This is a genomic window from Streptomyces sp. NPDC087844 (assembly GCF_044742785.1).
GTDB lineage: Bacteria > Actinomycetota > Actinomycetes > Streptomycetales > Streptomycetaceae > Streptomyces.
Genome location: NZ_JBIUVD010000008.1, coordinates 92,127 through 107,918, shown reverse-complemented (window position 1 = coordinate 107,918; position 15,792 = coordinate 92,127). Strand labels below are relative to the sequence as shown.

Sequence of the window (15,792 nt, the reverse complement as noted above, 5' to 3'; positions counted from 1 at the left end):
GCGACGCACTCCACGTTCGCCGTCATCGGGAACACATCGACGTCGACGGCAGCTTGCTGCATGGACGGCGCCAGGCCCGCACCTTGCGTTCATCAGCGAAGTGCAGCCACGGCTGTCGGCCAACTTCACCCTTCCGAAGCAGTCTCCACGGCTCCGCAGAGCGCGTGGAACGACCCGGTGCGCCACCTGGCACGTTCCTGAGGGCAGCGCAAGACAACTCGCGACCAAGATCCGGGCCACACACGGGCCAGAGCCACACATATGGTGTACCACCAGCAGACGAAGAATCTGCTCGCGTACAGGCTTCAGGGCCACAGCCGCAGCAATCGGTCTCGCGCTGCCTGCCATCACCCCCTCTCACCCCACTGCTGACCTGCAGCTAAGCACTGGAGGGGCGAAAGAACGGCACATTCGACCCGGAATCGACCCCACGGTCTCTCAACGCGGAAATGATCAAGGTTGATCTGCGGCGATACGACTTCTGCCGGTGTACCAGCAGTTTGCGGCGCAACAAGCGATCGAAAACACCCAAAGACGCCATATCCCGCAAAGCGGGAGTGCCGGGCTGGACGCGTACCACCCACGGAAACGCTAGCGGGATTGCCCGACTCAGCGCACTCCTGTTTTCACTCCCACAGACGAGCACCGCCTTGAACAGGCAGTTTCTCCTCCCCCTTCCGTGAGACGGAAGAGGTATTGCGCCCCCGTGGCGCCCTTCCGGACGATGTCGCCATCACCCAATGACGGGAGCCGCAACGATGCCGCACACCACCGCCTTCGCCAGGAACCAGTGGTACGTAGCCGCCTACGCCCATGAGGTCGGGCGGGAGTTGCTCGGGCGGACCGTTCTCGGTGAGCCGCTCGTCTTCTATCGGACCGAGGACGACGGCCGGCCCGTCGCGTTGCACGACCGGTGTGTGCACCGCCGTTATCCGCTGTCCGCCAGCGGGCTCGACGGCGACCGGATCGTCTGCGGCTACCACGGTTTCACGTACGACACGACGGGTGCGTGCGTGTACGTGCCCGGTCAGAAACGTGTTCCCCGCACCGCCCGCGTCGCCTCCTACCCGGTGGTCGAACAGGACGCCCTGATCTGGGTGTGGATCGGTGACCCCGCCCTCGCCGACCCGGAGGTCATTCCGCGGGCCGCGCACCTCGACTCGCCCGGCTGGGTCACCGTCAGCGGGATGGAGCCGATCGACGCCGACTACGGGCTCCTCGTCGACAACCTCCTCGACCTGTCCCACGAGACGTATCTGCACGGCGGCTACATCGGCACCCCCGAGGTCGCCGAGACACCCATCACCACCGAGGTGGACGAGGGCGCGGGCATCGTGCGGGTGAGCCGGCGCATGGAGGACGCCGAGTGCCCGCCCTTCTACGCCAGGTCGACCGGTATCGAGGGGCGGATCACCCGCTGGCAGGACATCGAGTACCACGCGCCGTGTCTGTATCTGCTGCACAGCCGGATCGCGCCGGTCGGCGTCGTGCCCGCAGCGGACGGCAGCGACCCGAACGGCTTCCACACGGAGATCACGTACGCCATCACCCCGTCCGCCGACGGCGCGGTGTACGACTTCTGGATGGTCTCGCGCGACTGGGCGACCGACGACGCCGAGGTGACCGAGTTCCTGCGGGCCAACAACCACACCGTCGTGATGCAGGACGTCGACGCGCTCAACCTGCTGCAGCGGACACTCGGCACGGAGCGGAGCGGCTACCAGGAGCTGAGCATCAACATCGACACCGGCGGTCTGGCCGCCCGCCGTATTCTCGCCCGGCTTGTCGAGGAGGGCGAGAAGCCGGTGGAGAGGGTCCTGTGAGCAGCCCCACCGGTGAGGTCTACCGCATCGACTGGCTGCCGGGCACCGACGTGCTCCACGGCACCTGTCACTGCGGGGCCGAGCACACCGCCGAGGACCCGGTCGCGATGTGGGAGTGGATGCTCGGCCACCCCACAGGACACACGCCCGAAGGACACACGCCCCAGGGACACCGCTCATGAGCTCGTACGAAGTCGAACTCGTCGTCGGGCAGATAAACTTGGCCGCCGATGGCGTGCTCGCCCTCACCCTTCGCCATCCGCTCGGCGAACAGCTGCCCGGCTGGGAACCGGGCGCCCACATCGACGTGGTCCTGGGGCCGGACCTGGAGCGGCAGTACTCCCTGTGCGGTGATCCGGCCGACCGGCGCGAGTGGCGCGTCGCGGTGCTGCGGGAGCCCGACGGACGCGGTGGATCCGCCCATGTGCACGGGCGGTTGGAGGTGGGCGACAAGGTCCGCGTACGCGGTCCGCGCAACCGCTTCGCTCTCCTTCCCTCCCCTCGCTACCTCTTCGTCGCGGGCGGCATCGGCATCACCCCGATCCTGCCGATGCTCGCGGCGGCCGAGGCCGCGGGAGCGGACTGGACGCTGCTGTACGGCGGCCGGACGCGCGGATCCATGGCCTTCACCGGGGAGTTGCGCCGGTACGGGGACAGGGTGAGCGTCGCCCCGCAGGACGAGAGCGGACTGCTGGACCTCGCCTCCGTGCTGGACGCCCCGCGGCCGGACACGCTCGTCTACTGCTGCGGTCCCGGTCCGCTGCTGGACGCCGTGGAGGAGCGGTGCGCGAAGTGGCCGAGCGGCACACTGCACGTCGAGCGCTTCCGGCCCGAGGTGCCGGAAGTCCAGAACGCCGGCGGAGAGACGGAGTTCGAGGTGGTCCTGGAGCGGTCGGGGCGCACCCTCACCGTGCCCGCCGACGCCTCCGTGCTCGACACCGTACGCGCGGCGGGTGTCGAAGTGCTCTTCTCCTGCACCGAGGGCACCTGCGGGACCTGTGAGACGGACGTCCTCGACGGCACGCCCGACCACCGGGACTCGGTGCTCACGGACGAGGAGCGGGGGGCCGGCGAGACCATGCTCATCTGTGTGTCCCGGTGCCTCGGGAAGCGCCTCGTGCTCGACCTGTGATCCGCAGGTCCGCCTCGATGCGGGCGACCGTGGCCAGCAGATGGGGCAGCAGGTCACGGCGTACGGACTCCACCGAGTTGCGGCTGGCGTGCACGGGGATGTTGACGGCCGCGACCACCTCGCCGTCCCGGTCGCGCACCGGGACGGCGACCGAGCGCAGCCCCTCCTCCAGTTCCTGGTCGACGATCGCGTACCCCTGACGGCGTACCCGGCGCAGTTCGGTGCGCAGCAGTTCGGCCGTGACGATCGTGCGGGCCGTCAGGGGGCTCAGATCCGCGCGTGACAGCCGGGTGTCGATCTCCTCGTCGGGGAGCTGCGCGAGCAACACCCGTCCTACCGAGGTGACATGGGCCGGAAAGCGGCTGCCGACGGTGATCGTCGCGGTCATGATGCGGTGCGTCGGTATGCGGGCGACGTACACGATGTCGTCGCCGTCGAGGACGCACAGGGACGACGACTCCCTTATCTGTGCGACGAGTTGTTCCAGATGCGGCTCGGCTATCTCCGGCAGGGTGAAACTGGACAGGTAGGAGTATCCGAGTTCCAGGACGCGCGGGGTGAGCCGGAACATCCGGCCGTCCGTCTCCACGTATCCCAGGTCGAAGAGGGTCAGCAGGAAGCGGCGGGCCGCCGCGCGGGTCAGGTCGGTGACCCGCGCCACCTCGCTGAGCGTGAGTTCCGGGCGGTCGGCGTCGAAGGCGCGGATGACCGCGAGGCCGCGCTCGAAGGAACGGACGAAATGCGGTTCGCGGGCTGCAGCAGGCATCGTCGCCTCCACGGGACGCACGGGAGTGCGCTCTGCGCACGCTAGGAGCACGCTTCGGCAACTGTCAACGGCCTTACGCGTCATAGGCATTGACCTGCTCCACGGGCAGGTTCTACGTTCCCGCTGAGCACTTCTGTGCGGTGTGCGCACAGCCTGTCGAAGAACTGTCCCACTAGGGGGAGTCATGCGTCGTCTGCTCATCGGCCTCGTGACCGGCGCCACGTTCGTCGCCGCGACGGCCTGCGGTTCGTCCGACTCCCCCGAGTCGGACGACAAGGACAAGGCGTCCGGGGGCACCAGCACGGTCAAGGTCGGTGTCATCCCGATCATCGACGTCGCGCCTCTGTACCTGGGCCAGAAGAAGGGCTTCTACAGCGAGCGGGGCATCAAGCTGTCGCTGACGAGCGCGCAGGGCGGGGCGGCCATCGTGCCCGGCGTCGTCTCGGGCCAGTTCGACTTCGGTTTCAGCAACATGACGTCGCTGCTGACCGCCCAGTCGAAGAACGTGCCGGTCAAGGCCGTGGTGAACGGTGTCGCGTCCACCGGCAAGGAGGGCGCCGACTTCGCGGAACTCGCCGTGAAGAAGGGCAGCCCCCTCAAATCCGCGAAGGACGTCGAGGGCAAGAAGGTCGCCGCCAACACGCTCAACAACATCTGCGACACCTCGACCAGGGAGTCGGTCCGCAAGGACGGCGGCGACCCTTCCAAGGTCAAGTTCGTGGAGATGCCCTTCGACCAGATGCCGGCCGCGCTCGAAGGCGGTCAGGTGGACGCGGCCTGTGTCGTGGAACCCGCGCTGGCCGGTATCAAGGCCAAGGGCGGCACCTCCATCGCGTCGCTGTTCTTCGACGTGTCGCCCGACCTCACCGTGGCCATGTACTTCACCTCCCAGCAGTACGCCCAGAAGAACCCGGAGATGGTGAAGAAGTTCCGGGAGGCGACCGCCGAGTCCCTGAAGTACGCCGACAGCCACCCGGACGAGGTCCGCGAGATCATCACCACGTACACGAAGATCCCGCAGCCCCTGGTGGACACGCTCACCCTGCCGCGCTGGCCCGCGGAGCCGGACCGCGCCTCCATCGAGAGGCTGGCCGAACTGGGCGAGCAGGACGGCCTGTTCGAGCAGGCGCCGGACCTGGACAAGCTGCTGCCGTGAGGGGGACCAACGCTCTTCTGGGCGCAGCCGGGCTCGCGGCCTTCCTCGCCCTCGGTGAGGCGGTGCCGCGGCTCGGCCTGGTCGACGAGGACTACTTCCCGCCGACCAGCCGTATCGCCGACGCGCTCGCCACCGAGCTGGCCGACGACGCGTTCTGGACCGCGCTCGGGGACACCCTCACCGGCTGGGCGATCGGGCTCGTGATCGCCGTGAGCGCGGGCGTCGTCGCGGGCGTCCTGATCTCGGTCACGCCGTACCTGCGTGAGGCGACCGCCTCGACGATCGAGTTCCTGCGCCCGATCCCGTCGGTCGCGCTGATTCCGCTCGCCGTGCTGCTGTACGGCACCGAACTGCGCTCGGTGCTCCTGCTGGTCGTCTACGCGTCGTTCTGGCAGGTCCTCGTGCAGGTCATGTACGGCGTCCAGGACGTCGACCCGGTCGCCGAGGAGACCGCCCGCTCGTACGGCCTCGGCACCTGGGCGCGGGTCCGCCATGTGCTGTGGCCCACGGCCCTCCCGTACGTCATGACGGGTGTGCGGCTGGCCGCCGCGGTGGCGCTGATCCTCGCCGTGACGGCCGAACTCGTCATCGGAGCGCCGGGGTTGGGAGCGCGGATCGCTGTCGCGCAGACCTCGCAGGCGGTGCCGGAGATGTACGCGCTGGTGGTGGTCACCGGTCTGCTGGGGCTGCTCATCAACGTGGGCGCGCGGACCGTCGAACGGCGGGCGCTGGCCTGGCACCAGTCCGTGCGCGGGGAGGTGGCGGTGTGAACGGCCTGCGACGTGTCCTGCTGCGGCTGTTCCTCGTCGTGGCCCTGCCCGCCCTGCTCGTCGTGGCGTGGTGGTACGCGTCGGACGGCAGCACGGACGTCTACCGGCCGCCGCTGCGCACCATCCTCACCACGTTCCCGGACGTCTGGACCGGCGAGCGGCTGCGCGAGGACGTACTGCCCAGTGTGCTGCGGCTGAGCGCCGGTTACGCGTGCGCGGCCGTCGCGGGCGTGGCGCTTGGCACGGTGATCGGCTCGTACCGCCGCGTGCGGGCGGTGTGCGAACCGGTGCTTGAGTTCCTGCGGGCGGTGCCGCCGCCCGTGCTCGTCCCGGTCATCATGCTGTTCGCGGGCATCGGCGACACGATGAAGGTCGCCGTGATAGCGAGCGGCTGCGTCTGGCCGATCCTGCTCAACACCGTCGAGGGCGTACGGGCGGTCGACTCGGTGATGTCCGAGACGGCCCGCTCCTACGGCATCACGCGCGCCGCGCGGCTGCGGCACCTGGTGCTGCCCGCGGCGAGCCCGCAGATCTTCGCGGGGCTGCGCCAGGCCCTGTCCATCGGGATCATCCTGATGGTCATCAGCGAGATGTTCGCCGCCAGCAACGGGCTCGGCTTCACCATCGTCCAGTTCCAGCGCGGCTTCGCCATCCCCGACATGTGGACCGGGATCCTGCTCCTCGGTCTGCTCGGGTTCGTCCTGTCGGTTGTCCTCCGGCTCGTCGAGCGTCGTGCGCTCGGCTGGTACCACGGTGCGCGCGACGCTTCCCGGCGGTCGTCGTGAACCTCGCGAAAGGGCGGTCCATGCTCGATGTACGCGGCCTCAAAAAGGTCTACGAGGGATCGGGCCGGCGGGTGGAGGCGGTGCGCGACCTCACCTTCACCGTGGACGCCGGCGAACTCGTCTGTCTGGTCGGACCGTCGGGCTGCGGCAAGACGACGCTGCTGAAGTGCGTGGGCGGCCTGCTCACGCCCACGGCGGGCGAGGTGCTGATCGGGGGCCGCCGGGTGACCGGGCCGCCGCCGGACATGGCTGTCGTCTTCCAGGAGTACGGGCGCAGCCTGTTCCCCTGGATGAGGGTGCGCGAGAACGTCGAACTACCGCTCAAGCAGAAGAAGTTGACGGCCGGCAGACGGCGTGAGCTGGTCGCCGACGCCCTGGCGTCCGTGGGTCTCACGGACGCGGCGGGCGCGTACCCGTGGCAGCTGTCGGGCGGTATGCAGCAGCGGGTGGCCATCGCCCGCGCCCTGGCGTACGAGCCCGACGTGCTGCTGATGGACGAGCCGTTCGCGGCGGTGGACGCCCAGACCCGGGCCGATCTGGAGGATCTGGTCCGGGGGCTGTGGCGGCAGCGGGGCATCACGATCCTGTTCGTGACGCACGACATCGACGAGGCCGTCTATCTCAGCGAGCGGGTGCTGATCCTGTCCTCCTCACCGACCGTCGTCCAGGAGCAGCTGAAGATCGATCTCCCCACCGAACGGGACCAGTTGCACACCCGGGTGGCCCCGCGCTTCGCCGAACTGCGCACCCATGTGTACGAGCAGATCCAGGCGGCGAAGCGCGGGACACCGGTCGTCGACCGGCTGGTGAAGGACCTCACCGACACGCCCTCACCCCCGTAGGGCGGCGCACGCACGTGTCACCGGCGGCCGACGGAGGTCCTCATGCCTCGGTCGCGGGCACCACGCTGAGGTGGCCCGCCGCGCGCCGGCCGCGGCCGGGCCTGCTCGTCCGGCGCGTCGCCGGTGCCGGGCGGCGGGCCTCGCGCAGGACGAGCGTCAGCCGCGTGTACCCCATGTCGTGCAGGGTCTTGGGGGTCTCACCGACGATCCGGCAGGTACTCCCCCACCGCGGATCGGGGTGCAGCAGCGGTCGTACCGCGCCGTCGTGCTCGACCGCGTGCGGGCCGACCGAGCGGATCCAGTGGGGCAGGCCGTGCCGGTAGGCGGCGTCCATGATCGGGTCCTGGGCGATGTCCCGCAGGATCGACTGGAGTCCGTGGTCGTGGCCGTGTCGCTCCACGGCGGCGGCGAAGTGCGCCAGCATCGGCAGGCACCAGCTCGACTCGTGCTCGGCGAGGACCGTGCCCGCGTCCGGGTGGAACAGGACGAAGCGGAGGAAGTTGTCGCCGGGCATGGCGGTGGGGTGCGGGCCGACCGCGCGGAAAAGTGTCTCGAACGCGTCGTTGGCGAGGACGACGTCCCAGCGGTGGTCGACGACGACGGACGGAAAGGTGACGGCGTCCAGAAGTGCTGCGTAGTCCTGGAGATACGCCTGGGCCTCAAGACTGTCGGGGACAGGCCGCGGCTGCGGCCGGGGCCCTCCTGCCTGGTATGCCATCGGGAGGTCCACCCCTCTTGCCTATGCGGGCTTCACGCGGCGTCGTGATCCTGCTACCCCGGCCGGAGCGGTGTCAACTATCGTGGCATTCGGCGCCCGTTGACGGCTGAATCCCGCCACAGTTGTGGCGAGACCTGGATGCGAGTTCGACCAAAGGGCTACTCTCCGGTCTTCGGGCAGTTCACGCTGCACAACACGGATCCCCACAGGGACTTCACGTCCGAGGGGTCCGGTTCCCCCACAGCGTTCGGTCGATTGAGACGTAGGAGAACTGTCGGTGACGGATGGCTTCGAGGTTCCGGGCGCCACGGCGACGGGTCTGCTGCCGGCCGTCGTGGCCCGAGTCGCCGGTCTGGCGGACCGGCTCGGCGCACCGCACAGCGAGGTGTTCGACGTCCGCCGGCTGTCCGCCGCGTCGGGTGTCCCCGAGGTCGTGGTCGCCTCCCTGCTGAACGGCCGGTCGGCGGGCGAGCCCGACCTCCAGGCCCGGTTCCTGCAGCGCCTCGACCTGCTGCGCCGCACCCGCCTGAAGCCCAACGGCCGCCGGTACACCCAGCAGGAGATCGCCGACGGCGCGGGCATGTCGCGTCAGCAGGCGGGCGCGCTCATCAACGGCGACCGGCGCCCCACCATGGAGCACTGCGACGCCATCCAGCGCTTCTTCCGCGTCCACGCCGGCTTCCTGTCCGCCGAGGACCCCGAGGCACTCGCCGGCGCCCTGCAGCGCACCGAGCAGGATCTGCTCCAGCGGCTCGCCGACCGGGAGCGGCGGGCTGACCCGGCGACCGCGGACGACCCGTTGGAGCGGCTGCTGCAGGACCACGGGGTCCGTGGCATCGCCTGGCGGGCCGCGCAGCTGCCCACCGACCAGCACCGGGACAAGGTCGCCGAGTGGCTGGACATGCTCCTGGAGAGCGTCAAGCGGCCCGAGTCGTGATCCGGGGGACTGCCGTGGGTGTCGGAAGGGAGATGCGCCGTCTGTGCGGCGAGTTGGTCGACGAGCTGTCGCTCCCGGCACCCGCGGAGCCCGGGGACCTGTACGCGGCGCTGTGCGGGGCCATGAGCGGTCGGCGCGGCCGTCCGGTCCGCTTCCGTACGGCCCCCTTCCCGCCGGGCACCGCCAGCGGGCTCTGGCTCGACATGCCGGACTGGGACCTCGTGGTCGTCGAGGAGCGCACCGCGCCCGACCACCAGCTGGTGATTCTCGGCCACGAGCTGTGGCACATGAGCGCGGGCCACCGCGGCCACCACGTCGAGGGGGCGGCCGTCGCCGCCCGTCCGCTGCCGGACGACGCGGACCTGCGGGCCACCGTGCGCCAGGTGGCGGCGCGTACCCGGTTCGACCTGGCCGACGAGAAGGACGCCGAGAGCTTCGGGCTGCTGCTGGCGAGCAGGTGCCGGGGGTGGCTGGCCGGTCCGGGGTCGCGCGGGCCCGTACGGCGCGGGGGTCTCGCGGGCCGCATCGAGGCGTCCCTGGGCTACCGCGGGCCGCGGGGCTGAGAGCGCCGGCACACCGTGGACGGGTCCAGTTACTACCTGCCCGCCGTCGCCATGGCGGCTGTCCTGGCCGTCAAGTGCCCGTCGCTGCGCCGCTCCTGGCGCGATCCGCTGCTGCGGTCGGTGTGCTGGCTGCTGGCGCTGACGGGTCTGGTGTTCTTCTTCGCGGCGCCGCCGACCATCGCCGAGGTCAACGACGTCCTCGGCGTCACGAACGTATCCGCGCCGCTCGTCTACTGTCTGCTGAGCGCGTTCAGCGCGGCCTGTCTGGTGCTGATCGTCAACTGGCGGGGCGGCCCGCCCGAACTTACCCGGCGTATGTCGCGGCGCTGGATCACCGGGTACGGCGTCGTGATCGTGGTGCTGGTCGTGCTGTTCGTCCTCGGTGACACCCCGGTCGAGCGGCTGCGGGACTTCGACACGTACTACGCCGACGCGCCGTTCGTCCGCGAGATGATCGTGCTCTATCTCGGCGCGCTGGCCGTGGCGGGTGTCGCGATGAACGTGATGTGCGGTCGCTGGGCCCTCCAGGTCCAGGGCCGGCTGCGGGCCGGGCTGCTGATCATCGTGGCGGGCTATGTGTGCAACATCGCCTATCTGACCGCCAAGTTCACCGCGGTGGTGGCGCGCTGGAACGGCGGGAACCTCGACTACCTCAGCTCCGACGTGGCCCCGGTGCTCGCCTCGGCCGGGGCGCAGATCAGCGCGGTCGGCTTCTGTCTTCCGCTGGCCTGTCAGCGGGCCGGCGACATCTGGTCGACCTGGTGCAGGTACCGCCGGCTGGGGCCGTTGTGGCGGGAACTGGCACCGGTCTCGCCGCACGCGGGCCGCGCGGCCCGGATGTCCTGGTGGTCCTCCGCCGAACTCCAGGTCACCCAGCGGGAGTCGGACATCCACGACGGCCTGCTCAGCCTCTACCCCTACTTCGACACCGGGATACGGGCCCGCGCGCACGCCGCGGCGCTCGCGACCGGCTCCGACCCCGCCCAGGCCCGCGCCGAGGCGGACGCGGCGATGGTGGCGGCGGCGGTACGGGCCAGAGCCGCCGATCCCGACGGCAGCCGCATCGCATCGCCGCAGCCGCCCAGACCGACCGAGGGCCCCCGCGACCTGGTACGCATGTCCCTGGCCCTACGCCACTCCCCCGTGGTCGAGGCCGCACGCAGCGACGCTCCTTGAGGGGCGCGGGGAACTGCGCGGCCGGCCACGACGCGCCCGCGGTCAACGCACGACGCACCGGCCCCGGGCATGTCGACCACCGGAATCGTCTCCCCTCACCGGGCTCGCGCCGAGCCGCCGGGAGTACGGCCCAGGTCCTCCGTTCCAGCGTGAGCCCTCTGTACGACAAGGGGTTTCCGTGAGGTTTTCCCTCGGCTGACCGGGCGAACGAACACGCGTGGAAAGGGCATTGTCAGTGGCGGACGGCAAGCTGGACCCAGCGCCACCGCTGTGCGGCGGCGCGAGCAGGACCGAAGAGCGGAAGCCGAGCCGAACCGGGAGAGCCGTCCGATGCCGACAGCCGTACTGACCGATCACGAACGCACCGCCGTGCAGGCCTATCTGCGCCTGCTGCAGACCGTACGAGCCGCGATGGACGCCCCGTCCGGTTCGGGGCGGCCGGTCGTCGTACCGCCCTCGGCCCTCGCGGAGGCGGAGCGCGCACTGGCCGCGGCGGGCCTTGAGGGCAACGAGGAGGCGTTCTTCCGCCTGCTGCACACCTGGTGCCCGGAGGTGTGATGAACCACCGTCAGCCCCTGTGCCACCCCTCGCCGGGCGGAGCCGCGCTCAGTCCTGCCCGTGCGGCACGGTCACCGAGGTCGCCACGAGTCCCCGGCTCACCGTCCAGCGTCCTTCGAAGCGGCCGATGCGACGGCCGTCCACCACCGGCCCCGGCACGAGGAGTCCGGCACTCAGGCCGCCGGACGTGGTGTGTCCGGGATCCATGAAGACCTCGATGTCGGCCTCGGAGAAGTCGAGCCATTTCCCGGTGAGGGGGAACCACGCCTTGTAGACCGACTCCTTGGCGCTGAACAGGAGCCGGTCCCAGTGGATCCGCGGATGGTGTCCGGCGAGCTCGCCCAGCCGCCGGACCTCGCCGGGCAGCGCCACCGAAGGCAGCACGTCGTCGGGGAGCGGCAGATGGGGTTCCGCGTCGATGCCGAGCGAGGCCAGGTCGGTGGTCCGGGCCAGTGCGGCGGCGGCGTAGCCCTCGCAGTGCGTCATGCTGCCGATCAGCCCGGCGGGCCATCGCGGGGCTCCCCGGTCGCCGCTCAGGACGGCCTGCGGGGGCACGCCGAGCTTCTCCATGGCGCGCCTGGCGCACCCGCGGACCACGGTGAACTCACGGCGCCGTTTCTCGACGGCGCGCGCGATCAGCGCCTGTTCCTCGGGATACAGCTCGGGGTACGGCGTCGGGGCCCCGGTGCCCTCGGCGTGGTCGTCAGCGTGTGCCTCCACGGCCACGACCGACTCCGGGAGCAGTTCCTCGATCACCGGATCCGACCTCCATCGGCAGAATACGGCGCAGCTTGCCCGGCGGTTCCGAGCGCTTGCGCCACTCGCGGGGGTAACCCACGGACACCTCTTCGAAGCGGACGCCGTCGAGCCAGGTGGTGCGGGGAATGTGCAGGTGGCCGTAGACCATGACGGCCACCCGGTGGGCGCGGTGCCAGTCCGAGGTGAGACGGGTGCCGCACCACATGGCGAACTCCGGATACCAGAGGACTTCCGTGGGGTGCCGGTCCAGCGGGTAGTGGTTGACGAGCACCGTGGGCAGCCCGTCGGGGATCTCCGCGAGCCTGCGCTCGGTCTCGGCCACCCTGGCCCGGCACCAGGCCTCGCGGCTCGGGTACGGGTCGGGGTGCAGCAGGTGCTCGTCCGTGCAGACGATGCCCGTCCCGTGGGCGTACGCGAGGCCCTCTTCCTTGGTCACGCGGCCCGCGGGCAGGAACGAGTAGTCGTAGAGGAGGAAGAGCGGGGCCACCGCGACCGGTCCGTCGGGGCCCTCCCACACGGGGTAGGGGTCCTCCGGGGTGAGCACGCCCAGCTCGCGGCAGAGCCGCACCAGGTACTCGTAGCGTGCCACTCCGCGCAGGGTGACGGTGTCCTTGGGGTGGGTCCACAGTTCGTGGTTGCCGGGTGCCCAGATCACCTTCCGGAAGCGCCGGCTGAGCGTTTCGAGGGCCCAGCGGATGTCGGCCACCGTCTCCGCGACGTCACCGGCCACGAGGAGCCAGTCGTCGTCGGTCTCGGGGCGCATCTCCTCGACGAGGGCGCGGTTCTCGGCGTATCCGACGTGCAGGTCGCTGATGGCCAGCAGCCGGCCCTGACGGTCAGCCGTCGTCACCCTCGCCCCCTCCCCGTGCCGGGACGCCTCGCGGCCGCCCGGATGAGAACACAAGAACACACGCGCACGGCGCGGTACAAGAGCGACTCCGTCCGGCGTCGGGACCCGGGCGCCGAGCCAACCGGGTGCCCGGCCGGGGTGGCCCCCTCGGGCCCAGGCCCCCGGGGCTTCCGGGGCCTCCGGCCCGTCGGTAGGCCGGCTGGGCGGGCGGGTGGCATGTCGGCAGGGCGGACGGGGCCCGTCCGACCGCCGACAGGCCGAGCGGGCGGACGGGCTGAACGTGCGGCCGGCAGCCGGCCGCACGTCGGTGGTGCGGGCGCGTGCCTTGTGCGCGCACCGCTCGGCGCCGCCCGCGCGGGCGGCGCCGAGCGGTGCGGGTCGGAGCGCGGTCGGCCCGGGGGCCGGCTCGCCGTGCCTGCCCACCGATCGGCCGATCCCCCGATCCCCCGATCCGCCGATCGGACGGCGGTGATCTGCAGCACCGGCGGTGGGCCGGCCGCACCCTGCGCCGGCCCCTAGGCGTCGACGGGCGCAGGCCTCTGACCTGCCACGCGAGCCCCGGCGGGCCCGGCGGGCGGACCCGTACGGCGGGCCCGGCGGGTGATTCCGTAACACGGCCGTAGCAGCAGCACTGGTCAGGAACCCCTATGATCGGCCATACACAACCGCCACGAACTCCCGTTTTCGAACGGCGGTTTTGTGTACCCACTCAACCTCTTGCCGAGCATGGTCTGCTTTGACGTGCCCGCAAACCTTGAAAGGCGGCCTGCATGGTCTCTCGCGTACGCGTCTGGCTCAACCGCACGTACGCGGAGAACGTGTTCTTCATGGATCAGCTGCGGCGAAATCCGTGTGGCCGCGCGGTCGAGATCCACGCCACCCACGGCGACCCCGACTCCCCGATCCTGGCCGCCGCGGACATCGCCGCGATGGAGCCGGAGGGGCTGTCCCCGGCCGCCTATGTCGAGTACGCGCTCGACCAGTGCGCCCGGCACTCGATCGACGTGTTCGTGCCCGTCCTGCACCAGACCGCCCTGGCAGGGCACCGCGAGGAGTTCGCCGCGGTCGGCACCGCGCTGCTCGCGCCGCCCGCCGAGGCCGTGCACACCTTCCAGGACAAGGTCGTCGCGTACGAGGCCGTCGAGAAGCTCGGCGTGCCGGTGCCTCCGTGGTGGCGGGTCCGCACCGCTGACGAGCTGATCGCCGCGGTCGACGAGCTGGAGGCGGCCGGTCACAAGGCGTGCTTCAAGCCCGCCTCCGGAGCGGGTGGCGTCGGCTTCCGCATCATCACGCGCACCCCCTTCTCGCTCATGCACCTGAGCGGCTTCCCGAGCCCGTACATGCCGCTGGACCTGGTCGTCCAGGCGCTGCGGCAGGCGGACGAGCCCGTGGACTGGCTTGTCATGCCCCTTCTGGGCGAGCCCGAGGTGTCCGTGGACTGCCTCACCGGTCCTGACGGACGGGTCCGGATGGCCGTGGGCCGTACGAAGAACGGGCGGCGGCGCGGTTTCACGCTCGACCCGTCGTTCATCGAGCCGGCGCGCGTCCTCGCGGAGGGTTTCGGGCTGCACTACCTGACGAACATCCAGTTCCGGATGTTCGGTGACGAGCCGGTCCTCATGGACGTGAACACGCGCCCGGCGGGCGGTCTGCACCAGCTCTCGCAGTGCGGGATCAACGCGCCGTGGGCCGCCGTGCGCCTCGCGCTCGGCGAGGAGCCCGGCGATGTCGTCCCGCCGTTCCTCGGCTCGGACTACGCGGTGGTCTCCGGGCCGCGCGCGGTGCGTCCGGCGTCGGCGCCGGACACCGCCCCCGAAGCGCAGCCGGCCCCATCGACCCCGGAAGCCCAGCCGGCCCAGGAAGCCCGTACGGCTCAGGCGGCCCGTACGGCTCAGACGGCTCAGACAACCCGTCAGGCTCATACGGCTCAGGCTTCGCAGTCTTCGGACAGCCCCTTGACCGTCTGATCGGTCCGATACCGGATCGTTTCCTCGCAGGGGCTCTCGCAGCGGGGGTGTCCGGTCAGCCGACCGGGTATCCCCATGCCCTCGCCAACTCGGCCAGCTGGGGCGGCAGTTCGGCCTTCGGGTCGGCCGGGCGGGCCGGCTGGATGCGGCCCGACCTGATGGTGGGGCTCCAGTCGCCGAGCTGGGGCCGGAAGGTGCCGTGGTCCTTCGTCCCGTAGTCGAGCATCGCGCTCTCCCAGGGCACATCGAGGTACTCGCACAGCCCGCGCGTGGTCCGCTCGGGATCGGCGGTGAGTTCCTCGTACGTCATCACGTGGGCGTCGAGGGTGCGGCGGGCCCCGTCGAGCCGTACGCCGTAGTCGAGGACCTCGGCGCGGATCTGCTCGGGGTCGGGGTCGGTGCGGCGGTCGGTCAGTGAGGCGACCACGGCGCCGGGGTGGCGGAGCAGCACGATGTAGCGGGCGTTGGGCCAACATCGTTGCAGTCGCGGCCAGATGAGGGTGTTGGGCGGGGTCTTGTCGACGATGATCTGCTTGCCGCTGCGGGCGAGTTCCAGGTGCATCACGCGGTCCCACAGCGTGTGCTCCAGCTCCTCCTTGTCCAGTTCCAGTGCCCGCATGGCGTCGGCGGTGAAGTCACGGGACAGATGGACGTGCAGGGTGCGCAGGTGCATCTCGTGCGGGGCCCGGATGCTGCTGTGGCTGTTCAGCAGGACCCGCAGGAGGGTCGAGCCCGAGCGGACGCAGGACAGGACGAAGACCGGCGAGTCCACCAGACGCGGGGCGCGGGGCGCCACATAGCCGTCCTCGGTGCGGGAGCCCTCGGCCTCGCGCGGTGTGGGCACGGCGTCGAGGTTCCGGCGCGGCGGGCTCACCGCCTGGGCCATCAGTCTGCCGCGGCGCCTCAGCCCTTTGCCGATCGCGGACATGCGCGGGTCTCGCACGGTGACACCTTTCTCTCGTACTGCCCCCATCGCCCTCATCACAGGGG

The 15,792-nt window shown here is 70.8% G+C and carries 17 protein-coding genes; 12 read left to right on the top strand and 5 right to left on the bottom strand.

Translation table 11 applies throughout. The features are described 5' to 3' along the window. Positions 1 to 758: 758 nt before the first annotated feature. From ACIOKD_RS18045 to ACIOKD_RS18035, 3 genes are read left to right on the top strand one after another with little or no spacing between them, the layout of a single operon-like run. Complete coding sequence (locus tag ACIOKD_RS18045; protein WP_402084577.1) at positions 759 to 1,823, top strand: Rieske 2Fe-2S domain-containing protein; 1,065 nt, start codon at positions 759 to 761, stop codon at positions 1,821 to 1,823. Then, complete coding sequence (locus ACIOKD_RS18040) at positions 1,820 to 2,005, top strand: hypothetical protein (protein ID WP_402084574.1); 186 nt, start codon at positions 1,820 to 1,822, stop codon at positions 2,003 to 2,005. The genes ACIOKD_RS18045 and ACIOKD_RS18040 overlap by 4 nt, the downstream gene beginning before the upstream one ends. Continuing rightward, positions 2,002 to 2,955 carry a PDR/VanB family oxidoreductase gene (locus tag ACIOKD_RS18035; protein WP_402084571.1) on the top strand — a complete coding sequence of 318 codons (954 nt, stop codon included), beginning with the start codon at positions 2,002 to 2,004 and terminating at the stop codon, positions 2,953 to 2,955. The genes ACIOKD_RS18040 and ACIOKD_RS18035 overlap by 4 nt, the downstream gene beginning before the upstream one ends. Here ACIOKD_RS18035 and ACIOKD_RS18030 read toward each other — a convergent pair. Beyond that, positions 2,906 to 3,721 carry an IclR family transcriptional regulator C-terminal domain-containing protein gene (locus ACIOKD_RS18030; protein ID WP_402084569.1) on the bottom strand — a complete coding sequence of 272 codons (816 nt, stop codon included), beginning with the start codon at positions 3,719 to 3,721 and terminating at the stop codon, positions 2,906 to 2,908. The two genes, ACIOKD_RS18035 and ACIOKD_RS18030, sit on opposite strands and share 50 nt — an antisense overlap. Positions 3,722 to 3,905: 184 nt before the next feature. On the opposite strand from ACIOKD_RS18030, the gene ACIOKD_RS18025 reads away from it, so the two are divergent. From ACIOKD_RS18025 to ACIOKD_RS18010, 4 genes are read left to right on the top strand one after another with little or no spacing between them, the layout of a single operon-like run. After that, complete coding sequence (locus ACIOKD_RS18025; RefSeq protein ID WP_402084567.1) at positions 3,906 to 4,877, top strand: ABC transporter substrate-binding protein; 972 nt, start codon at positions 3,906 to 3,908, stop codon at positions 4,875 to 4,877. Continuing rightward, positions 4,874 to 5,647: an ABC transporter permease gene (locus tag ACIOKD_RS18020; RefSeq protein WP_402084565.1), complete on the top strand. Its 774-nt coding sequence runs from the start codon at positions 4,874 to 4,876 to the stop codon at positions 5,645 to 5,647. The genes ACIOKD_RS18025 and ACIOKD_RS18020 overlap by 4 nt, the downstream gene beginning before the upstream one ends. A 5-nt stretch (positions 5,648 to 5,652) precedes the next feature. Then, a complete protein-coding gene (locus ACIOKD_RS18015) occupies positions 5,653 to 6,432 on the top strand; it encodes an ABC transporter permease (RefSeq protein WP_402085021.1) in 780 nt (259 codons plus the stop codon). Between the two features lie 20 nt (positions 6,433 to 6,452). Further along, positions 6,453 to 7,274: an ABC transporter ATP-binding protein gene (locus ACIOKD_RS18010; protein WP_402084562.1), complete on the top strand. Its 822-nt coding sequence runs from the start codon at positions 6,453 to 6,455 to the stop codon at positions 7,272 to 7,274. A gap of 40 nt (positions 7,275 to 7,314) precedes the next feature. Here ACIOKD_RS18010 and ACIOKD_RS18005 read toward each other — a convergent pair whose 3' ends face one another. Then, positions 7,315 to 7,992 (bottom strand): hypothetical protein, encoded by a 678-nt coding sequence (locus ACIOKD_RS18005; protein WP_402084560.1) that lies wholly within the window; start codon positions 7,990 to 7,992, stop codon positions 7,315 to 7,317. Positions 7,993 to 8,269: 277 nt separating this feature from the next. Here ACIOKD_RS18005 and ACIOKD_RS18000 point away from each other — a divergent pair, with 277 nt between their 5' ends. The 4 genes from ACIOKD_RS18000 (at position 8,270) to ACIOKD_RS17985 (ending at position 11,226) form a co-directional block, all read left to right on the top strand. Next, positions 8,270 to 8,929 (top strand): helix-turn-helix domain-containing protein, encoded by a 660-nt coding sequence (locus tag ACIOKD_RS18000; protein WP_402084558.1) that lies wholly within the window; start codon positions 8,270 to 8,272, stop codon positions 8,927 to 8,929. A gap of 32 nt (positions 8,930 to 8,961) precedes the next feature. Continuing rightward, positions 8,962 to 9,492 (top strand): toxin-antitoxin system, toxin component, encoded by a 531-nt coding sequence (locus ACIOKD_RS17995; RefSeq protein ID WP_402085018.1) that lies wholly within the window; start codon positions 8,962 to 8,964, stop codon positions 9,490 to 9,492. 15 nt (positions 9,493 to 9,507) lie between these two features. Beyond that, complete coding sequence (locus tag ACIOKD_RS17990; RefSeq protein ID WP_402084556.1) at positions 9,508 to 10,668, top strand: MAB_1171c family putative transporter; 1,161 nt, start codon at positions 9,508 to 9,510, stop codon at positions 10,666 to 10,668. 330 nt (positions 10,669 to 10,998) lie between these two features. Then, complete coding sequence (locus ACIOKD_RS17985) at positions 10,999 to 11,226, top strand: hypothetical protein (protein WP_107020061.1); 228 nt, start codon at positions 10,999 to 11,001, stop codon at positions 11,224 to 11,226. 48 nt (positions 11,227 to 11,274) lie between these two features. Here the strand turns inward: ACIOKD_RS17985 and ACIOKD_RS17980 are convergent, their stop codons facing one another. Both ACIOKD_RS17980 and ACIOKD_RS17975 read right to left on the bottom strand, forming a co-directional pair. Beyond that, positions 11,275 to 11,982, bottom strand: coding sequence for a 4'-phosphopantetheinyl transferase (locus tag ACIOKD_RS17980; RefSeq protein ID WP_402084553.1), 708 nt, complete (start codon positions 11,980 to 11,982; stop codon positions 11,275 to 11,277). Beyond that, a complete protein-coding gene (locus tag ACIOKD_RS17975; protein WP_402084550.1) occupies positions 11,930 to 12,835 on the bottom strand; it encodes a metallophosphoesterase family protein in 906 nt (301 codons plus the stop codon). Before ACIOKD_RS17975 ends, ACIOKD_RS17980 begins: the two co-directional genes overlap by 53 nt. Before the next feature lie 770 nt (positions 12,836 to 13,605). Between ACIOKD_RS17975 and ACIOKD_RS17970 the strand changes: the two genes are divergently transcribed. Further along, positions 13,606 to 14,802 carry an ATP-grasp domain-containing protein gene (locus ACIOKD_RS17970; RefSeq protein WP_402084547.1) on the top strand — a complete coding sequence of 399 codons (1,197 nt, stop codon included), beginning with the start codon at positions 13,606 to 13,608 and terminating at the stop codon, positions 14,800 to 14,802. Positions 14,803 to 14,857: 55 nt separating this feature from the next. Here the strand turns inward: ACIOKD_RS17970 and ACIOKD_RS17965 are convergent, their stop codons facing one another. After that, positions 14,858 to 15,745, bottom strand: coding sequence for a sulfotransferase family protein (locus ACIOKD_RS17965; protein WP_402084545.1), 888 nt, complete (start codon positions 15,743 to 15,745; stop codon positions 14,858 to 14,860). Between the last annotated feature and the right edge of the window lie 47 nt (positions 15,746 to 15,792).

Bases quoted from the DNA above. Each gene is read 5' to 3' on its own strand.
- ACIOKD_RS18005 (WP_402084560.1), bottom strand. From the start codon at position 7,992: ATGGCATACCAGGCAGGAGGGCCCCGGCCGCAGCCGCGGCCTGTCCCC.
- ACIOKD_RS17985 (WP_107020061.1), top strand. From the start codon at position 10,999: ATGCCGACAGCCGTACTGACCGATCACGAACGCACCGCCGTGCAGGCC.
- ACIOKD_RS18035 (WP_402084571.1), top strand. From the start codon at position 2,002: ATGAGCTCGTACGAAGTCGAACTCGTCGTCGGGCAGATAAACTTGGCC.
- ACIOKD_RS18045 (WP_402084577.1), top strand. From the start codon at position 759: ATGCCGCACACCACCGCCTTCGCCAGGAACCAGTGGTACGTAGCCGCC.
- ACIOKD_RS18010 (WP_402084562.1), top strand. From the start codon at position 6,453: ATGCTCGATGTACGCGGCCTCAAAAAGGTCTACGAGGGATCGGGCCGG.
- ACIOKD_RS18030 (WP_402084569.1), bottom strand. From the start codon at position 3,721: ATGCCTGCTGCAGCCCGCGAACCGCATTTCGTCCGTTCCTTCGAGCGC.
- ACIOKD_RS18025 (WP_402084567.1), top strand. From the start codon at position 3,906: ATGCGTCGTCTGCTCATCGGCCTCGTGACCGGCGCCACGTTCGTCGCC.
- ACIOKD_RS17995 (WP_402085018.1), top strand. From the start codon at position 8,962: ATGCGCCGTCTGTGCGGCGAGTTGGTCGACGAGCTGTCGCTCCCGGCA.
- ACIOKD_RS17970 (WP_402084547.1), top strand. From the start codon at position 13,606: ATGGTCTCTCGCGTACGCGTCTGGCTCAACCGCACGTACGCGGAGAAC.